Origin of the sequence: Pseudoalteromonas sp. SWXJ133, assembly GCF_015864365.1 — a bacterium.
Taxonomy (GTDB): Bacteria; Pseudomonadota; Gammaproteobacteria; order Enterobacterales; family Alteromonadaceae; genus Pseudoalteromonas; species Pseudoalteromonas arctica.
In genome coordinates this window covers 35821-54605 of the sequence record NZ_JADYXJ010000013.1, presented here as the reverse complement: position 1 = coordinate 54605, position 18785 = coordinate 35821, and the positions used below count along the sequence as shown (strand labels likewise).

The 18785-nt window shown below is 40.3% G+C and carries 16 protein-coding genes; 4 read left to right on the top strand and 12 right to left on the bottom strand.

Annotation, left to right across the window (positions count from 1 at the left end; translation table 11 throughout):
• Positions 1-30: 30 nt before the first annotated feature.
• The 10 genes from I6F40_RS11385 to hisG form a co-directional block, all read right to left on the bottom strand.
• Positions 31-219 (bottom strand): DUF1289 domain-containing protein, encoded by a 189-nt coding sequence (locus I6F40_RS11385; RefSeq protein WP_002960277.1) that lies wholly within the window; start codon positions 217-219, stop codon positions 31-33.
• Positions 220-221: 2 nt separating this feature from the next.
• The gene (locus tag I6F40_RS11380; protein WP_197175979.1) at positions 222-758 is read right to left on the bottom strand and encodes a hypothetical protein; all 537 of its coding nucleotides are present in this window, start codon (positions 756-758) and stop codon (positions 222-224) included.
• A gap of 119 nt (positions 759-877) precedes the next feature.
• On the bottom strand, positions 878-1492 hold the full coding sequence (gene hisIE, locus I6F40_RS11375; protein ID WP_197159880.1) for a bifunctional phosphoribosyl-AMP cyclohydrolase/phosphoribosyl-ATP diphosphatase HisIE: 615 nt from the start codon (positions 1490-1492) through the stop codon (positions 878-880).
• On the bottom strand, positions 1483-2262 hold the full coding sequence (gene hisF / locus I6F40_RS11370) for an imidazole glycerol phosphate synthase subunit HisF (RefSeq protein WP_033038393.1): 780 nt from the start codon (positions 2260-2262) through the stop codon (positions 1483-1485). Before hisF ends, hisIE begins: the two co-directional genes overlap by 10 nt.
• On the bottom strand, positions 2244-2978 hold the full coding sequence (locus I6F40_RS11365) for a 1-(5-phosphoribosyl)-5-[(5-phosphoribosylamino)methylideneamino] imidazole-4-carboxamide isomerase (protein WP_002960267.1): 735 nt from the start codon (positions 2976-2978) through the stop codon (positions 2244-2246). The genes hisF and I6F40_RS11365 overlap by 19 nt, the downstream gene beginning before the upstream one ends.
• Before the next feature lie 33 nt (positions 2979-3011).
• Positions 3012-3602, bottom strand: coding sequence for an imidazole glycerol phosphate synthase subunit HisH (gene hisH / locus I6F40_RS11360; RefSeq protein ID WP_197118965.1), 591 nt, complete (start codon positions 3600-3602; stop codon positions 3012-3014).
• The gene (gene hisB / locus I6F40_RS11355; RefSeq protein WP_197118966.1) at positions 3599-4660 is read right to left on the bottom strand and encodes a bifunctional histidinol-phosphatase/imidazoleglycerol-phosphate dehydratase HisB; all 1062 of its coding nucleotides are present in this window, start codon (positions 4658-4660) and stop codon (positions 3599-3601) included. Before hisB ends, hisH begins: the two co-directional genes overlap by 4 nt.
• Complete coding sequence (gene hisC / locus I6F40_RS11350; RefSeq protein ID WP_197118967.1) at positions 4657-5766, bottom strand: histidinol-phosphate transaminase; 1110 nt, start codon at positions 5764-5766, stop codon at positions 4657-4659. Before hisC ends, hisB begins: the two co-directional genes overlap by 4 nt.
• Positions 5756-7057: a histidinol dehydrogenase gene (gene hisD, locus I6F40_RS11345; protein WP_197118968.1), complete on the bottom strand. Its 1302-nt coding sequence runs from the start codon at positions 7055-7057 to the stop codon at positions 5756-5758. The genes hisC and hisD overlap by 11 nt, the downstream gene beginning before the upstream one ends.
• A gap of 5 nt (positions 7058-7062) precedes the next feature.
• Positions 7063-7962, bottom strand: coding sequence for an ATP phosphoribosyltransferase (gene hisG / locus I6F40_RS11340; protein WP_007580644.1), 900 nt, complete (start codon positions 7960-7962; stop codon positions 7063-7065).
• Positions 7963-8382: 420 nt separating this feature from the next.
• Between hisG and I6F40_RS11335 the strand changes: the two genes are divergently transcribed.
• Positions 8383-8619 carry a hypothetical protein gene (locus I6F40_RS11335; protein ID WP_197118969.1) on the top strand — a complete coding sequence of 79 codons (237 nt, stop codon included), beginning with the start codon at positions 8383-8385 and terminating at the stop codon, positions 8617-8619.
• 90 nt (positions 8620-8709) lie between these two features.
• Here I6F40_RS11335 and I6F40_RS11330 read toward each other — a convergent pair whose 3' ends face one another.
• On the bottom strand, positions 8710-10566 hold the full coding sequence (locus I6F40_RS11330; RefSeq protein ID WP_197192960.1) for a cytochrome c/FTR1 family iron permease: 1857 nt from the start codon (positions 10564-10566) through the stop codon (positions 8710-8712).
• Positions 10567-10849: 283 nt separating this feature from the next.
• Positions 10850-12133 carry a cation:proton antiporter gene (locus I6F40_RS11325; RefSeq protein ID WP_197192935.1) on the bottom strand — a complete coding sequence of 428 codons (1284 nt, stop codon included), beginning with the start codon at positions 12131-12133 and terminating at the stop codon, positions 10850-10852.
• A 487-nt stretch (positions 12134-12620) separates the two neighbouring features.
• On the opposite strand from I6F40_RS11325, the gene I6F40_RS11320 reads away from it, so the two are divergent.
• The 3 genes from I6F40_RS11320 to I6F40_RS11310 all read left to right on the top strand — a co-directional run bounded on the left by I6F40_RS11320 (position 12621) and on the right by I6F40_RS11310 (position 18781).
• Entirely contained in the window at positions 12621-14810 is a 2190-nt protein-coding gene (locus tag I6F40_RS11320) for a M4 family metallopeptidase (protein ID WP_166376624.1), read from the top strand.
• Between the two features lie 69 nt (positions 14811-14879).
• On the top strand, positions 14880-16739 hold the full coding sequence (locus tag I6F40_RS11315; RefSeq protein WP_166376625.1) for a M28 family metallopeptidase: 1860 nt from the start codon (positions 14880-14882) through the stop codon (positions 16737-16739).
• A gap of 125 nt (positions 16740-16864) precedes the next feature.
• The gene (locus tag I6F40_RS11310) at positions 16865-18781 is read left to right on the top strand and encodes an ATP-dependent DNA helicase (RefSeq protein ID WP_166376626.1); all 1917 of its coding nucleotides are present in this window, start codon (positions 16865-16867) and stop codon (positions 18779-18781) included.
• Positions 18782-18785: the final 4 nt, after the last annotated feature.

Here is an 18785-nt window from a genome sequence, read left to right as displayed (position 1 = left end):
GTTACTTTTAACATTTAGGGGCTTTATTTGTTATGAGTTAGCATCTGCTCGTGGTGTTTCTAAAATCGCTTTTTTTTCATCTTCAGATAATATTATCCAATCAAAAATTTCTTCGTTGGTACGCCCACACCCGGTGCAGTAACCGCTGCGCCTTTCGCATATTCCTAGGCAATCAGTTTTAAATTTAGATGGTTTTTTGTTTTGATTTAATTGGCGCATTATTAAAGCCCTAACGGTGGTGCAATTTCAAAGCGAGTATTGAACCCATTACCTTCTTGATTGGTAGAGAGTGTAATGACAGGGGTTTTAGTATCAAGTACAAAGGTGCTGTAAATTGAACTTGCTGTTTCTTTTTGGCTTTCAAACCAACCTGTTGTGGTTAAGCATTGGCGTAATTGCTTAGCCAGTTTTTGATGAGACTTTACGGTTTGCGTTTGTGTATTAACGGGTGTTTGGCATTGGTAGCTTGCTTGCTCTGACTTATTTAAAGTAATCGTACAGCTTGCTCCAATAATATGAGTATTAGTACGCCATTGATTAGTAAACTGGTTATTTACTTTATCTGTTTTGATTGAATTAAAACCAGACTCATAACCATTTATTAGGTTATTTATGGTGCTGCATTCATCGGGTGTTACTGTGGTTTTTACAGACTGATTCGTTGTAGTAGTGGCTGCTGTAGTTGTAGTCTGATTAGTTTTGCTGGTACAGCCCGCTAAAATAAACGCGATAATAAGAGGAATAATATAGTTTTTCATAGTTCACAGTAACCGATTAATTGAGCCTCGCACTATACCATACATAATTTACTCAATTAAAAGCGAAAAACAAAAAGGCCCATAAAATATGAGCCTTTTGTAATTTTCTGTAACAGGTGCTATTTATGGCGACCTTGCAAGCATTTAACTACATCTTCAAGGGCTAAGCCTTGGCGTTGTAGCAATACGGTAAGGTGATAAATTAAATCAGCAGACTCGTTAGTTAGCTCATCGTTATCGTGTTTCATAGCGGCAAGGGCAACTTCTACGCCTTCTTCACCTACTTTTTGACAACTACGGCTTAAGTCTTTTGCAAATAATGAGGCAGTGTAGCTTTTTTCAGGGTCGTCGTTTTTACGCGCTACAATCACATCTTCTAACTGTGCTAAAAAGCTTAAACTTGGTTTTGCTTCATCGCCAAAACAGCTTTGTGTGCCTAAGTGGCACGTTGGGCCTTCTGGGTTGGCAAGTACTAAAATTGAATCGTAGTCACAATCGGTATGCACAGATACTACGTTTAAGTAGTTTTCTGATGACTCGCCTTTAGTCCATAAACGCGATTTTGAACGCGAGTAAAACGTTACCTTATTGGTATCAAGCGTAACGTTTAGTGCTTCGCTGTTCATAAAGCCTTGCATTAAAATAACACCCGAGCGGGCATCTTGAATAATAGCAGGGATCATTTCACTTTTAGCGAAATCGACTTGATCTTGGTTTTGTTGTGTTACTTGCATAATCTTGCTGCCACTTGGTTATCTGTTAAAAATTGTTTTAGTTCGCCAATGTTAATCACATTTTTATGAAAAACGCTGGCGGCTAATGCACCATCTACTTTGCTTTGTTTAAATACATCAACAAAATCTTGCATAGAGCCCGCACCGCCTGAGGCGATTAAAGGAATGTGACATAGCTCGCGAATTTTACTGAGTTGCTCGTTGTCGTAACCGTTACGAACGCCATCTTGGTTCATACAGTTTAATACGATTTCGCCTGCGCCTAAGTCTTGTACGCGTTTAACCCATTCTTGTGTTTTATAACGCGTACGGCTTGATGCATTAGGATCGCCGGTTAATTGATACACTAAATACTCGCCGGTAATTTCATCAAAAAAGCTGTCTATGCCGACTACAACACATTGCTTACCAAACTCATCGTGTAATTCTTTAATAAGTTCAGGGCGCGCAATAGCAGGGCTGTTAATGCTTATTTTGTCAGCACCGCGCTCTAAAACACGCGCTGCATCAGCTACTGATTTAATACCGCCAGCTACACAAAATGGAATATCGATATTGCGTGCAATGCTCTCTACCCAGTTTACATCAAGTAGGCGTTTTTCAACGCTTGCACTGATCTCGTAAAAAACCAGTTCATCTGCGCCAGCTTCGCTGTAGGCTTTAGCCATTGTTAAAATATCGCCAACAACTTCATGACCTTTAAACTTAACGCCTTTAACTACTTGGCCGTCTTTAACGTCTAAACATGGAATTATGCGTTTTGATAACATGCCAGTGCCTCCTCAACGCTAAATGCGCCATCAAGCAGTGACTTACCTAATATAACGCCGCCCACACCTAGCTCTTTAAGCTTTTTAATATCATCCAGTGAGCTTACGCCACCTGAGGCTTGCACTTTAATTGTGCTGTTGTGGCGAGTTAGGTCTTCGTAAAGCTCAAACGATGGGCCCGTCATTGTGCCATCTTTACTGATGTCCGTGCATAAGAAGTCGATAACGCCTAAGCTCACATAAAAATCAACCAGCTCAAGTAAACCAAATTCAGATTCACTTAACCAACCGTGCGTAGCAGGTGCCCAGCCAGTGGCTGTTTTATTTACATCAAGGGCAATAACAAAGTGCTCTGCGCCAAATTGTTCAATCCAGGCTTTTACTTGTTCGCGTTTTTCTACTGCCATTGAACCAATAACAACTTGGTTTGCGCCGGCTTTTAGCCAATCACTTACATCTTGCTCTGAGCGAATACCGCCGCCCACTTGGTACGGTACGTTAAGCGCTTTGGTTGCAGCTTGAATATGTTTCCACTGTTTTTTACTTGGATCGCGTGCACCTTCTAAATCAACAAGGTGCAGTTTTCCTGCGCCGCTGTCGGCGTATTCTTTTAAGCGCGCGCCAAGTTCGAAAGGGTAAAACTGTGCTGTATCGTATTTACCTTGGTACAAGCGCACAATTTGATTTTGTAATACGTCTAATGCTGGAATAATCACAAATAATCTCTTTTTTGTTAGTTAATAGGCAGCTTATAACTGCCAATCAACAAAATTTTGTAATAAACGTGCGCCAACTTTTGCGCTGCGCTCTGGGTGAAATTGCATGCCCGCGTAATTGTCTTTAGCAACAATGGCTGAAAAGGTTTGACCGTATTCGCCGCTTACAAGTGTTGCGTCGTTTATGGTGTGCGCAAAGCTGTGAACAAAATACACTTGCTCATCAAGCGTTAGCCCTTTAGTTAATGCATGTTCTTTGTTAACGCTTAAGTTATTCCAACCCATATGCGGCGACGTTAAATTGCCTACATCAAGCGCTTTTACTTGCCCTGGTATTTTACCTAGGCACTGTACGTTACCTTCTTCGGTGCTTTCGCACAGTAACTGCATGCCTAAACAAATACCCATAAGCGGGCGCTGGTATTCGTTTATAGCTTGTTGCCAGCCGTTATCGACTAGGCGTTTCATAGCAACCGATGCATGGCCTACACCTGGCAATATTGCGCGCTCATATCCGGCTAATTGCTCGGGTGATGTAATTACTGTTGGCGTTTGCCCTAAGCGTTCAAACGCAAAGCGTACTGAATTAATATTGGCACAACCGGTATTAATTATGGCAATCATAAACATCCCTTAGAGCTGGCTGTTTGTTGGGTTGTGTCTTGTGCTACTGCCATACGAAGGGCGCGTGAAAATGCTTTAAATAAACCTTCTACTTGGTGATGACAGTTACCGTCGCTTACCGATAAAATAAGGCTAATAGCGGCGTTATCACTTAAGCTCTTGAAAAAGTGCTCAACCATTTGTACATCTAAATCGCCGGCTTTTTCGCGGCTAAAGTTAGCGTTTAATACAAATGATGCACGACCCGATAAATCAATTTGTGCTTCGGCTTTACATTCATCCATAGGAAGAGCAAAACCATAGCGCGCAATTTGCGATTTAGTACCGAGGGCTTGTTTAAGTGCGACACCTAAGGCAATACCAATGTCTTCAACAAGGTGGTGCTCGTCTATGTGTAAATCGCCTTTGGCTTTAATGTTTAAACCAATGTTTGCGTGCGTGCGAATTTGATCAAGCATGTGATCAAAAAAGCCAAGGCCGGTGTCTATGCTGCCATTTTTAGTTTGATCTAAGTTTATGGCTACATCAATTTGGGTTTCTTTAGTGTTGCGTGTAACACGACCTTCGCGGTTTGCAGTGGTCAATTTAGTTACTATTGCACTCCAATCGCCATCGTATAAAATACCTTCACAACATAAGTTTTGAGCAAGGCCAATATCAGTTTCGCGGTCGCCAATAACAAAAGAGCGTGCTAAATCTACTTTGCCTGAGCGCATAAGCTCGGTAAGTAAGCCTGTTTTAGGTTTACGGCAATCGCAGTTTTGCTCGTTAAAGTGAGGGCAAATTAATACTGTCTCAAAGTTAATACCTTGGCTTTGCATTATGTCCATCATTTTGTCTTGTGCAATATCAAAGTCAGCAGTAGGGAAGCTGTCTGTGCCTAAACCATCTTGGTTTGAAACCATCACTAAACGGTAACCTGCGGCTTGTAATTGTAATAACGCAGGAATAACGCCAGGTAAAAATGCTAGCTTTTCAAGGCTATCTACCTGTTTGTCGGTAATTGGCTCTTCAATGATAGTGCCGTCGCGGTCGATAAATAAATAGGGGTTACTCATGATACTTCGTTTCCTGCTAAAGATGCTGCGGTAGCTGGCGTTTGTAGGCCATCTAACCAAATTTTTACTTGTTCAAGTTCTTGTTCACTGCCAATTGAAATTCGTAGCCAGTCGTCTTCACCGTATAGCGTAAAAGCGCGCATAACCAAACCTTGCTCAAGTGCAATTTTAAAGTAGTTTTTATCGGCTAATTTTAAAGTAACAAAGTTACCTTCACCAGTGAGAATTTTTAATGCAGCAGGGGAGGCGTTTAGCCAATCTACTAATTTAGCTTTTAAGCTATTTAAAATAGTGACCTGGCGGCGCATTGATGTAATTGCATCGGGTGCAATTGCTTGCGCTGCAATACTTGCTACTACGCCCGATACCGGATACGGCGCGATGACTTTACGAATTGGCGTAAGTACACTTGCTTGTGCAAGGGTAAAGCCGGTTCTAAGTCCTGCTAGCGCAAAGGCTTTAGATAACGTACGCAGAACCACTACATTACTAAACTCATTAATAAGCTTAGTCGCGCTTTGCTCTGGGCAAAACTCTATATAGGCTTCATCAACAATTACTAGTGCTTTACCCGCAAGTGCTGTAGCAATCGCTTTTACTTTATCAAGTGGTGTTAGGCTGCCCGTTGGATTATTTGGGTTACAAATAAATACTAGTTTTGAGCTGCCAACAGCTGCGACTATTTCGTCAGCACTGCCACTTAATAATAATTCTTGGGTAAGCGCGTTAATACCAACGTTGTGTGTATCGGCGGTAACTTTGTACATACCGTAGGTTGGTAAAAATAGCGCAATACTATCTTTAGCTGGCTCACAGTATGTGCGCACTAAAAGCTCAATGCCTTCATCTGCGCCGCGCGTCATTAATACATTTCCGCTTTCAAGCTCTGTATAAGCGGCGTAACGGTCAATAACCAGTTGCGGTTGTGGATCAGGATAGCGATTTAAATCTTCAATACTCAGTTCAAGGTTTTTAGCATAAGGGCTTTCGTTAGCATTTAGCCACGTAGTACCGGTTAGCTTTTCACTTTTTGCAGAGCTGTATGCAGCAAGGGCTGCAATATTCTTAGGTAATAAGCTAGACGCTTGTGCGCTCTCATTGCTCATTTTTAATTGCCTCTAAACGAATTGAAACCGCATTAGCGTGGGCATCAAGGCCTTCTGCATCTGCAAGTGGTAAAATAGCTTTCGAAAGCTGCGTTAAACCACTTTTGGTAATTGTTTGCACTGTGTATGTACGAAAAAAATCAAGTAAGTTTAAGCTAGAATATGTTGCACTGTAACCATATGTTGGTAACACGTGGTTAGTACCTGATGCGTAATCGCCTGCAGATTCTGGCGTGTAGTCACCTACAAATACTGAGCCTGCATTTTTAATCTTATCTAGGTATGGTGTTGCATCGCCTAGTTGTAAAATTAAGTGCTCTGGCCCGTATTGCGCCGATACATCAAATGCTTGCTCAATTGAGTCAACTAAAATAAGTGAAGAGTTAGCCAGTGCTTTTTCGGCTGTGTCTTTGCGGCTTAAGTTAGCTAACTGGCGTGTAAGCGCCTGTTGAGTTTGTTCTATAATATTTTCGCTGTTACATAATAAAATAACTTGCGAGTCTGCGCCGTGCTCTGCTTGAGAGAGTAAATCGGCGGCTATAAATTCTGGGTTCGCACGTTCATCTGCAATAACTAATACTTCAGACGGACCTGCTGGCATATCAATTGCCATACCCGGTATAGTTTGCGCAACAAGCTGTTTAGCCATTGTTACAAAGCTATTACCAGGGCCAAATATTTTGTTCACTTTAGGAACCGATTCGGTGCCATACGCCATTGCTGCAATGGCGCCTGCGCCACCACTTTCTATTAACGTAGTGATACCGCACAACTTAGCTGCATATAAAATAGCAGGGTTAATGGCTTTATCACCTTGTACTGGTGTAGCAAGTACAACGGTTTTTGCGCCGCTTAATTGCGCCAATACACCCTGCATAATAACCGACGATGGCAGTGGAGCACTGCCACCGGGTACATAAATACCGACTGCTTCGATGGCTTGATATTTCAGTTCACATACAACGCCTGGTTGGGTCGATAATTTAATATCTTTTGGCAATTGCGCTTCGTGAAAACGTTTAACGTTTGCATAAGCAGTATCAATTGCGTATTTAAGCTCTGCACTTAGTGCTTGCTCTGATGCGTTAATTTCATCAAGCGGAACACATAAGCGAGGGTTAGATCTATTATCAAACTCTTTAGCCATGCTAAGTAAGGCTTTATCGCCTTGCTCTTTTACGTTAGCTAAAATAGTTTTGCATATAGCTTCAACCTTGGCACTGGCAGAAACTGCAGGGCGCATTAGCGCCGCTGCTTGTACTTGTGAAGATTCCTCATTCCAACGAAGCATGGCACTTACTCCATCATTTTTTCAATTGGCATAACTAAAATAGAGTTAGCGCCTAGGGCTTTTAACTGCTCCATTGTTTCCCAAAATAATGTTTCGCTGCTTACCATGTGAAGTGCTACGTATTCATCGTTACCCGCAAGGGCAAGTAGAGTAGGTTGACCAGAACCTGGTAAAATTTCACAAATTTCATCAAGTTTGTTTTTTGGTGCGTGTAGCATGATGTATTTGCTTTCTTTAGCTTGTCTAACACCACGTAGGCGCGGCATAAGCTTATTGATTAGTGCTAGTTTGTCAGCATCTTGAAGATCTTTATTTTGAATTAAACACGCGTTTGATTCTAAAATTGTTTCGCCTTGAATTAAGCCGTTAGCTTCAAGTGTTGCGCCAGTAGATACTAAATCACAAATTGCATCAGATAAACCCGCACGCGGTGCTACTTCAACAGAACCCGTAAGCATTACTGTACTTGCGTTAATGCCTTCGCGCTTTAACCACTGAGTTAAGATTTCTGGGTAGGTAGTCGCAATACGTTTGCCTTCAAACCAGCTCTTATCGCGAGCGCCAAGCTCTTGTGGCCATGCAAGTGCAAGACGACAGTAACCAAAGTCTAGTTTTGAAAGTTTAGTTACTTCACTTGGAACACCTTGTCGTTCACGTTCTGCTTGAACTTCTACTAGTACGTTTTCGCCAACTATGCCTAAGTCACATACACCGTCCATTACTAAACCCGGAATATCGTCATCGCGCACACGTAGTACGTCAATTGGCATATTAGTTGAGTGTGCAATTAAGCGTTGTTCACGAAGGTTAAGTTTAACACCTAACTGTTTTAGCAGATCTTGACAATCTTTAGATAGGCGGCCACCTTTTTGGATGGCGATACGTAGACGATTACTGTTGTTCATTATTCATTTTCCTTTAATTTAAAAACTAAAAACCCCGAGGGGAACCTCAGGGCGAAAATGAATCAATGTTATTTGAATCGCCAGAGGTTCCTTTTAGGAATAACCTCTCAGCGAAAGACCTGACAGGTTATTCCGGTGAATGGTGGTGATGATGTACTGTTGTCAGGTTTAAGCGCATTTTTTATCCTATGTAACTGCCCGTTGTTTTGTTAACGTGCAGTTGTTATCTGTTTAAATAAATTTCGCATTCATAAAAACATAAACAGCTATATTATGGCAAGTTTTTTTTAGCTTAATTAAAGCATATGTTATAACTGTCGATAATATTAAGGTAATAAGCGCAATTTTAGCGAATAATTGTTTGTTTATTATTCAAATTAAGCATTTTGACAATCAAACAGTTAAAATAAGGAAGTATGTATGGATATTATGATTCCTTATTTAGGAAGAATAACTAGGCTAGAAGTTGAGACAAAAAGTGCTTTTCATATTGCGGGTGTGCAAAGTGGCGCTGCGGCTGAAAAAGTTGAACTAGAGAATAAAAAAAGGCGTGAGTTACAAAAAAAGAAAAATCTCAATATGCTTGATGATCAAAATAATAAAAAAAAGTCTAACTTAGATGGGGACGAAAATCCCCATTTAGATACATGGGCATAGGTTACAGTTAATAGTTTAAAGTTATTTGTAGATTGCTAGAATTCAAAAAGGGAAGCCTATTTACTAGGCTTCCCTTTTTTGTTGAACTAATTACTTCTGGCTTTTACTTTTGAATATATAAAAGCTAAATATAGCGAATACACAAACTTGAGCCGCAATACCTTGCCATGTCGATTTTATACCAAGCCATGCAATATCAAAGCTCATTGGTAGCGGCGCAATACCTATTATGTCGGCCTCTTGTAATGCAATAACAGCTTTGCCCATAAGCACAAACGAGAGTGCAAATAATAGGTAAGTGGTAATGGCAAAAAACTTAGCAACCGGTAATTTAATTGAGTACTTAATTAATACCCACGTAATAATAGCCAGTATTGCTACAGCTATCGCAAAACCCGAAGCAATAGATGAATATTGAGCAGGCGAGCTTTGCGTTAATAAAGACTGATAGAACAGTACGGTTTCGAATACTTCACGGTATACGGCTATAAACGAAAGCCCTGCTAAACCCCATAATGTACCCGACTCAAGACGCTTATCTATATTGTCTTTGATGTATTTTTGCCATTGCTGCGCACTGGTTTTACTGTGCATCCATACGCCAACATACAGTAAAATTATAGCGGCAAACAATGCACCAGCACCTTCCATAACTTCGCGACTTGCACCACTTATTTCTATTAATGTTTGCGCCGCAGCCCACGTTAAACCACCTGCAAGAAGTGCGGTTACCCAACCAATATGTACATATTTAAGCGCGTCTTGGCGTTTAGTTTTAATAAGTACGGTCATAAGGGCAATAATAACTAAGAGTGCTTCTAGGCCTTCGCGTAGTAATATAACTAAACTTGCTGAGAGGAGTGCACCATCAGTTAGTTTGGTTTCGTTTAGCATGCTATCTGCTTTAGCGAGTTGAGCTAGCGCTGCACTTACTTTTTCGCCAACGATTGCAGTATCTTTCTCGTTTTTAAATGTTTGACGCAGGTTCATCAGTTGTACTTCGATGTTTTTACGCAAAGTTTCGTCGTAAGCATTTAAGTTGTTTTCAACAAGCTCAAAGCCATCTAGGTAAGCGCTAATTGCTAAATCACTTGCTTGTGAGTAATTGCCTTTAGCATGCGCGGCTTGCGCTGCAAGCAACTGTGTGCGAGTAACCGTTATCGGATTCTTTTTACCGGTAAATAGTTGCTCTGGATTACCACGAAGCCATTTAACGTAATGTGCTTGTGCTTCACTTTGACCTGCCGATAATTGTGCAGGGTTTAAGTTTACAATCTGCGAAGCGGTAATGTTTTGCTCTAGATTTTGTGGTTTTTGAACATCTTTAAATGCCAAGCTACCTACATAAAAAGCTAAAGACCAACGTTGTTGTTCATTAAATTGAGTAAAAGCAACCATTGGCGTGTCGTTAATACCGTTACTTACAGCGTCAAATAAACCCATTAATGAGCGGTTAGTTGCGCGTTCTTCATCGGTAAAGTTGGTAGGCTCTGGCGATAAGTTTTTTGCAAGCGGGCCGTCGCCTTGACCACTTGGGCCGTGACACATTGAACAGTTAGCAGCAAAAAGCGCTTTGGTTTGCTCAACAGGTAGTAGTGACGTAGGTAACGATAGCTGCGGCATAAAGACAAGAAGTGATTCACGAAGCGCAGAGCTTGCTGCGCGTACATCGGCAACGCTTGCTTTATTGGCAATCGCTGAATGCAAGGCTTTAGCTTGTACCTTTACTGTGTCGAACTCATTTGTTTGGCTTGATAGCTGTCCAGCTTGCTCAATAATAACGTGCGCAAATTCAGTCATTTCTTGATATTCGTCGGGGTCGAGTATTTCACCATTCCCAACAGCTGCTACGTAATCAACACCTACGTACTCTGCAAGCTGTGCAATTTGCTTTATTTTTATTTGTTGATCGGGTGAGGCAGAAACGCTAAAGCTTGCCGTCATCATGATCAAAAGTGCAAAAATGAAATTAAGCTGACGCTTGCTTACAGACACAAAGTTAATAAACATGTGAGAATTATTTATGGACATTGAAAAGCCCTGCAGAGGAAAAGCCAAAATTATAATTGTTTTCATTTGCATTTCAAGCAGATTAATTTAAACAAAGCAGATAAATAAAAAGGATAACAATTTATATAACTTTAAAGTGTTTTTGTAACACGAGAGTAACAGTAACCAAGTGATTTTTATAATAACTTGGTTACTGAATGTGTTGCAGACAAAGCATTTATTATTTGGCTTGCTCAGCTGACTTAATGCTGCTTTGAATAAGCGGCGAAATAGTTAAGCCTTGTACAATAATAGAAAATATAACCACAACGTAAGTAACAATAACGATTAAGTTATGTAGGTCTGAACCGCCTACAAAAACTTGCTCGCGTGGTATAGCTGCGGCCATTGCCAGTGCAAGGCCACCACGTAGTCCACCCCAGGTTAAAATTTTAACACTGTGTTTATCGTAAGTCCTAAAGCGTTTAAAAATTACAAATGGTGCGCCTACACTTATAAAGCGTGCAAGTAATACCGCAGGTACCATTAATAAGCCTAAACCTATTTCGCCAATAGTGATTGGCATAGTAACTATCAACATACCTATTATTAAAAACAGTAGGGCATTTAAAAAGCTGTCGGTTGCATGCCAAAAGTCTTTTACGTAGCGTGTGTCTTCAGGGCCTGTGCGCTCAGTTGCTTTAGTGCGGGTGATATTACCCATTAATATGCCGCTCGTTACCATAGCAAGTGCGCCAGATATTTCCCAAATATTTGCAGCAGCAAAACCTGCGGTAGGAATCGTTAAGGTAATTAATAAGCGAATGTTTACATCGCGGCTATTAATAATTAAAAAGTGGCCAACTAATGCAATGACTAAACCAAATGCAATACCCCCTATTGCATCAACAAAGAATAGCTCTGCTATGTCACCAAATTGTGCATCTGTGCCATAAAAAGCAACAGAAAATATAGTGGTAAATATAACTAAACCAATACCATCGTTAAATAGCGACTCACCTTCTACTTGAACTGAGATGCCTTCTGGCGCTCGCATTTGTTTAATAATAGCAAGTACAGCGATAGGGTCGGTTGGGCTAATAAGCGCACCAAACAGTAAACAATAAATAAAAGGGACATCAAAACCAAAAACTGAAAATAAATAAAAGCTCAAATAACCCACTATAAATGTGGAAGCAATGGTTGAAAACAATACCAGGGCAGTAATTTCCCACCGCTGCTTACGCAGGGCAAGTAGGTTTATTTCGAGCGCACCCGCATAAAGTAAAAACCCCAACATGCCTTTAAGTAGTAACTCGTTAAAGTCAATACTGGAAACAATTTGGGTCATTGCTAATGCGTTCTGATCGCCTAATAATTTTACTGCAATAATCAGTAATAAAGAAATAACCACAGAGCCGGTAGTAATGGCAATGGTAGTTTGCATTTTGAGGATGTACTGGTTTGCAAAGGCTATAAAAATTGCAATTGCAGAGAGAAAACAAATGAGGTACCAAGCATTCATTGATTAACCTTAACTATTTTTTAAACGACACACAAAAAGGAGGATTATAAACCCGCGTATGTTACTCCTGTAACTAGCAAGAGTCACAGTGTTTATGGCAATTTCGTTACTTTTTATTATGTCCAGTAGAGACATTTAGTTAACGTGAAATTGCCAGTGTTATCGATTGTAATTAAATTTTTAATGGCAGGTTTATAACTGCTTTTTCGTTTTTAATTTAACTAAAAAACGATGTTTTTGTGTGACTTTGTAGGTAAGAGTAACTTAATGTTTACACTTTGTTCCTTTTTGTTAGAGCTGTAGCCAAGATATTACTGTTAACCATTTGTAAATTTTGGGTTTAATTATTTATCTAATACTTTATTTGTAAATTAAATGTTTAATTTACAAAAAGTCAATTTGTAACATAAGCTGATCCCTTATCGGGGACAGGCGTTCTCGGTTAATACAAAAATACTACAAACTAAAAATCTAACGGAGCATAAACGTGAATTTATCTAAAATCACAATAGCAACTCTTGCTGCTTTTACATTAGTACAAGCGTCAAGTGCAGTAGCTGCGAATAAGAGATACCTAAACCAAGAAGCAGATCTAAGCAATGCAATGCAAAATAGTGCATCTTTTATTGCAATGCAGAGCCCGGATCAATTAGTGGGTTTAGGAGTAGGAAACAAACTAGTTGTATTAAAAGAAATAAAAAGCAATAACGGTGATACTACTCGTCGTTATCAACAAACTTACAATGGCTTGCCTGTAATTGGCGATACGTTAAGTCTAACGTTTAGCAGCAATGGTGAGTTAAAGCATGCGCACGGTGCAGCCGTATACGATATATCAAGTGATATAAATACGGTGGTGCCGAAGCTCAATCAAAAGCTTGCCATTGCTAAAGGTTTACAAAAATCATCGGCAGCAGCCAAATCGGTTGGACTAAAAAAACACAACGAAAAATCACAACTAGCCATTTGGGTAGACAATCAAAGTAAAGCGCATCTAGTATACGAGGTATCTTATGTTACTTATGGAAGTAATCCATCTCGTCCATATCAAATCATTGATGCGAACTCGGGTGAGCTATTATTTAGCTTAGATAACCTACAACATGCCGATGCTACAGGCCCTGGTGGTAACTTAAAAACAGGGAAGTACATTTACGGCACTGACTTTGATAATTTAGACGTTAGTCAGTCAGGTAATAATTGCACGATGAATAACGCGAATGTTCGTACGATAAACTTAAATGGCGGCACAAGTGGAACGAGTGCTTATTCATTTACATGTCCTGAAAATACATTTAAGGAGATAAACGGCGCGTATTCACCACTCAACGATGCACATTATTTTGGCAATGTAATTTTTAATATGTATAACGACTGGATCGGTACACCTCCATTTTCGTTTCAGCTAAAAATGCGAGTGCACTATTCAAGTAACTATGAAAATGCATTTTGGGATGGCAGTGCAATGACATTTGGCGATGGCCAAAACACTTTTTATCCACTTGTTAGCCTTGATGTGTCGGCCCATGAAGTTAGCCATGGATTTACTGAGCAAAACTCAGGACTTGTTTATAGCGGAAAATCTGGTGGCTTAAATGAAGCTTTTTCAGATATGGCAGGTGAAGCCGCTGAATTTTACATGAAAGGCACGAATGACTGGTTAGTTGGTAAAGACATATTTAAAGGCAATGGTGCATTGCGCTACATGAATAACCCAACGCAAGATGGTAATTCAATAGACAACCAATCAAGTTATTACTCAGGTATGGATGTTCATAATAGTTCTGGCGTATTCAATAAAGCATTTTATAACTTAGCGACCACACCAGGTTGGGATACTAAAAAAGCATTTATTGTAATGACGAGAGCAAATCAGCTTTATTGGAGCGCAAGCACAAACTGGGATTTAGCAGGCAATGGTGTAATGGATGCTGCTTGTGATTTAAATTACGATCCTAGTGATGTTCAAGCCGCGCTGAATGCGGTGGGTGTCAGTTCTAACTTAAGCTCAGGCAGTTCGTGTGGTTCGACTCCACCAAGTGATGACGAAGCCCTAAGCAATGGTGTAACTCGCACTGGGATAAGTGGCTCAGCTAAAGAGCAACTTTTCTTTACGTTGGAGGTGCCTGCTGGCGCAAGCAATTTAACGTTTAACACGAATGGCGGCACTGGTGATGCAGATCTTTATGTACAGTTTGCATCTAAACCAACGTTAAATAACTTTGATTGCAAAAGTACAACCTCATCTAGCACAGAAAGCTGCTCAATTAGTAATGCTCAAAGTGGAACTTACTATGTGATGGTGGAAGCGTGGAATGAAATCTCTGGCGTATCCTTAACAGGTAGTTACGATGGAGGCACTGGCGGCGGTGTTACACCAATTAATAAAACGCAAAGTAATGTAAGCGTTGCCTCTGGTAGCTGGACCCGTTTTACACAAACGCTAGGGGAGGGCTATTCTGCACTTGATGTGACTATTTCTGGTGGCACTGGTGATGCGGATTTATATGTGAACTTTGGTTCGGCTTCAAGTACAAGCACTTATCTTTGCCGCCCATATAAAAATGGCAATAATGAAAGCTGTTCTATTGATAACCCACAAGCGGGTACATGGTCAATAGACTTACGAGGCTATAGTACGGCTAATGGTATAACGCTAAGTATTTCAGCGAATTAAACTAACTTTAAGGGAGCATGAGCTCCCTTTTTTATAGCTTGAAGTTGTATTTTATAACAAGAGATACTTATGAATAATTCAATTAAAGTAGTGGTGTTTAGTGCGTGTACCTTTGTGAATGCTTTTCAATCGCACGCACAAGGTAATGACAGTGTTTGGGTGAGTATTGACCCCGTTGCTGCAAAACATTATCAGCAAAATCAAAGAGCACTCTCACGAAATGAGCAAATATTAAGCGTACAAAATACAAAGCTCAATACTGTAAATTTACTAAAGGTAGAAAAGCAAAATATTGCACAACTGAGCGAGTTTATGCACCATAACTATAATCGTTGTGGTGGGTTTGTTGCTCATGATTCGTTAACAGAAGCTAAACAGTATACCGACCAGCTAGCATCAGTTCAAAATCAGAAAATAAGTACAGCTTTTGCTTACTCCATTGATAATAGCCAAACAGTGCAAGGGTTAATTAATCAGATAAGCGCTAATAACTTAACGAATACAGTGAATACTTTAACTAATTTTAATAATCGTTATTACACATCACAAACAGGCGTTGATGCATCCCAGTGGCTAAAAGGCTATTGGCAGCAACTGACAAGTTCACGAAGTGATATTTCGGTAGATTATTTTACACATAGTTGGTCACAATCATCAGTGCTTGTGACTATTAACGGTAATGAAGAAGCGGATGATATTGTGATTATTGGCGGGCATTTAGATTCCATAAATCAATCTAATCCAAGTAATGGACGCTCACCTGGCGCCGATGATAACGCGTCAGGCATTGCAGTACTAACCGAAGCTCTTCGCGCTGTGGTAGAGCAAAACTATAAGCCGCAAAAAACCATTAAAATTATGGCCTTTGCTGCTGAAGAAGTGGGTTTAAGAGGCTCCAAAGATATTGCTTCTGCATTTAAATCTCAGGGAAAAAATGTTGTTGGTATGGTGCAGTTTGATATGACAGGTAACAATGGCAGCAGTGAAGATATAGTAATGATGACTGACTACACAACTGCGGCTCAAAATCAGTATTTAGGTCAGCTAATTACGACTTATTTACCTGATATTACGTACGGATTTGATCAGTGTGGTTATGGTTGCTCTGATCATGCATCCTGGTATCAACAAGGTTTTGCTGCATCGATCCCTTTTGAATCGAGAATGAACGATATTAATACGTTAATTCATACTGAAAATGACGAAGTGTTTGATGCTGATCATGCCAGTAAATTTGCAAAACTTGCTGTTAGTTACTTGGCCGAAATGGCCAAAAATGCGGGAGATGTAGCTCCGCCTGCTAACAATGAGCTACAAAATGGTGTAACAGTATCAGCAATAACGGCTAATGCTAAGGCACAACTTATTTATACGTTGCAAGTACCAAATAATGTTAGCGATTTAAATTTTACTACAGCAGGTGGAAGCGGAGACGCAGATTTATATGTAAAATTTAATACGCCTCCCACACTTAATAGCTTCGATTGTAAAAGTACAACATCAACAAGTAGCGAAAGTTGTGATATTAGCAGCCCTCAAGTCGGTGTTTATTATGTAATGTTAGAAGCATGGAACGCGATAGCGAATGTTTCTCTCAAGGGAAGTTACAATGAAGCTTCGATTATTGAGCCGATAAACACGGTAGAGGCAAATGTTAATGTATCGTCAGGGAACTGGACTAGATTCATACAAGATTTAGGCCCCGGGTATTCCTCACTGAATGTAAGCATGTCCGGCGGTACGGGTGATGCTGACTTGTATTTAAATTTTAATAATCAATCATCTGAGTCGGTTTACTTGTGCAGGCCTTATAAAAATGGCAATGCTGAAGCGTGCAGTATTACAAACCCTCAAGAAGGTAAGTGGCACATAGATTTAAAAGGTTATAGTGTGGCAAGCGGCATGACCTTAACCATTAGCGCTCGATAGCTATAACTACAGTTCAGGTTAAATAAGGGGAGCTAGGCTCCCTTACTTATAAAATAACGCCTATCACTTAATTACTTGCCCTTGATGTTTAGCTTACGTAAAATCGGCGTATTATTTATTTTAAAGTGATTGGTATTATCAAACAGCTGTTTAGTGCAACCGGACCTTTGGCGTTATCGTTAGATGGATATACGCCTCGTCAACCACAAATTGATATGGCTGTAGCCGTTGCTGATGCATTAAAAAACAGTTCGCAATTGGTTGTTGAAGCAGGCACGGGTACAGGTAAAACATTTGCATATTTAGCCCCAGCACTCAAATCAAAAGGCCGAACGATAATATCGACAGGTTCTAAAGCTCTCCAAGAGCAACTTTATCACCGCGACTTGCCTCAATTAGTAAAAGCGCTTAGTGCATCTAAAAAAACCGCCTTATTAAAAGGGCGTGCCAATTACTTATGTACTTACCGACTAAATCAGCATGTTGCGCATGTACCTACTGACGACTCCGACGTAATGCATCAACTAGCCATGGTGGCTAAGTTTGCCAGTGAAACCCAGTCGGGCGATTTAGCCGATTGTATTGGTATAGAAGAAGACGCCAAAGTACTGCCTTATGTCAATTCAACAGCCGATAATTGCTTAGGCAAAGAATGCCCAGACTTTCAAAGCTGTTATATACGTAAAGCGCGATTAACAGCAGCTGATGCTGATGTGGTTGTTATTAACCATCATTTATTTTTTGCTGACATGGCCGTAAAAGAAAGTGGCTTTGCTGAGCTTATGCCAAAAGCCGATGCGTATATATTTGATGAAGCCCATCAGTTAAGCGAAATTGCCAGTGACTATTTTGGTGAAAGTGTAAGTACTAAAAAGCTGGTGGATTTAATTAATGATTTACGTGCTATTTATAGAGCCGAAATTCCCGATATGCTACAACTTGGTAAAAGCTTAAATAAGCTTGAAACAAGCGTTGCTGATTTACGATTACAGTTTGGTGTTGATGGCAGTAGAGGCGATTGGCGAGAAAAGCTAAGCGATAAACAAATATGTGCGGCACTTCATCGTGTTATCAGTGATTTAGATTTTGTTTATCAAGTACTTAAACTTTGCCTAGATAGAAGCGATAAAATAGAGCACCCGTTTGAGCGTGCATTGGCATTTAAAGGGCAGTTAGAACGCGTTTTTGATACGGCTCAAACCGGTTTTAGTTACTGGTATGAAACAACGCGCCGTTATTTAACGATTAATATAACGCCATTAAATGTATCAGCTAAATTTGCTCAAATGATGCAAGACACGGGCGCAGGCTTTGTATTTACATCAGCTACACTTTCGGTCGACAACAAACTAGAGCATTTTAATGCAAGCCTTGGTTTAAAACCAAAGCAAAGCATGATGGTAGATAGCCCGTTTGATTACCCTAATCAGGCGCTGCTGTGTTTACCGCGTTACTTACCAGAATCGCACGCTGATAATATGCCCCATGCAATTGTAAAATTAACACTTGAGCTTATAAAGTCAGCGCAAGGGCGTTGTTTTGTGTTATTTACCAGCTATCGAATGATGCACTTAGTTGCCGAAGGACTCACCACACAAATAGACTACCCAGTTTATATGCAGGGGCAAATGTCTAAGCGTATTATTTTAGAGAAATTTACCCGCCATGGTAATGCAGTATTACTCGGCACGGCTTCTTTTTGGGAAGGCGTTGATGTACGCGGTAGCACGTTAAGCTGTGTTATTATAGACAAATTGCCATTTGCGGCCCCTGATGATCCATTGCTTCAAGCTAAAATGCAAGATTGCCAAATGCAGGGGAAAGACCCTTTTTCACACATACAATTACCGCAGGCTGTTATTGCGCTAAAACAAGGTGTAGGGCGTTTAATTCGAGATAGTAAAGACAAAGGCGTACTTGTAATATGCGATAATCGCTTAGTTACACGCCAATATGGCCAAGTATTTTTAAAAAGCTTACCGCCGATGCGCCGCACGCGAAGCTTAGAAGATGCCAATACATTTTTAAAACAAATTAATTAGAGTA

What these genes read in the sequence shown, in the direction of transcription:
- I6F40_RS11385 (WP_002960277.1), bottom strand. Translation starts at nt 219, where the DNA reads ATGCGCCAATTAAATCAAAACAAAAAACCATCTAAATTTAAAACTGAT.
- I6F40_RS11380 (WP_197175979.1), bottom strand. Translation starts at nt 758, where the DNA reads ATGAAAAACTATATTATTCCTCTTATTATCGCGTTTATTTTAGCGGGC.
- hisIE (WP_197159880.1), bottom strand. Translation starts at nt 1,492, where the DNA reads ATGCAAGTAACACAACAAAACCAAGATCAAGTCGATTTCGCTAAAAGT.
- hisF (WP_033038393.1), bottom strand. Translation starts at nt 2,262, where the DNA reads ATGTTATCAAAACGCATAATTCCATGTTTAGACGTTAAAGACGGCCAA.
- hisH (WP_197118965.1), bottom strand. Translation starts at nt 3,602, where the DNA reads ATGATTGCCATAATTAATACCGGTTGTGCCAATATTAATTCAGTACGC.
- hisB (WP_197118966.1), bottom strand. Translation starts at nt 4,660, where the DNA reads ATGAGTAACCCCTATTTATTTATCGACCGCGACGGCACTATCATTGAA.
- hisC (WP_197118967.1), bottom strand. Translation starts at nt 5,766, where the DNA reads ATGAGCAATGAGAGCGCACAAGCGTCTAGCTTATTACCTAAGAATATT.
- hisD (WP_197118968.1), bottom strand. Translation starts at nt 7,057, where the DNA reads ATGCTTCGTTGGAATGAGGAATCTTCACAAGTACAAGCAGCGGCGCTA.
- hisG (WP_007580644.1), bottom strand. Translation starts at nt 7,962, where the DNA reads ATGAACAACAGTAATCGTCTACGTATCGCCATCCAAAAAGGTGGCCGC.
- I6F40_RS11335 (WP_197118969.1), top strand. Translation starts at nt 8,383, where the DNA reads ATGGATATTATGATTCCTTATTTAGGAAGAATAACTAGGCTAGAAGTT.
- I6F40_RS11330 (WP_197192960.1), bottom strand. Translation starts at nt 10,566, where the DNA reads ATGATGACGGCAAGCTTTAGCGTTTCTGCCTCACCCGATCAACAAATA.
- I6F40_RS11325 (WP_197192935.1), bottom strand. Translation starts at nt 12,133, where the DNA reads ATGAATGCTTGGTACCTCATTTGTTTTCTCTCTGCAATTGCAATTTTT.
- I6F40_RS11315 (WP_166376625.1), top strand. Translation starts at nt 14,880, where the DNA reads ATGAATAATTCAATTAAAGTAGTGGTGTTTAGTGCGTGTACCTTTGTG.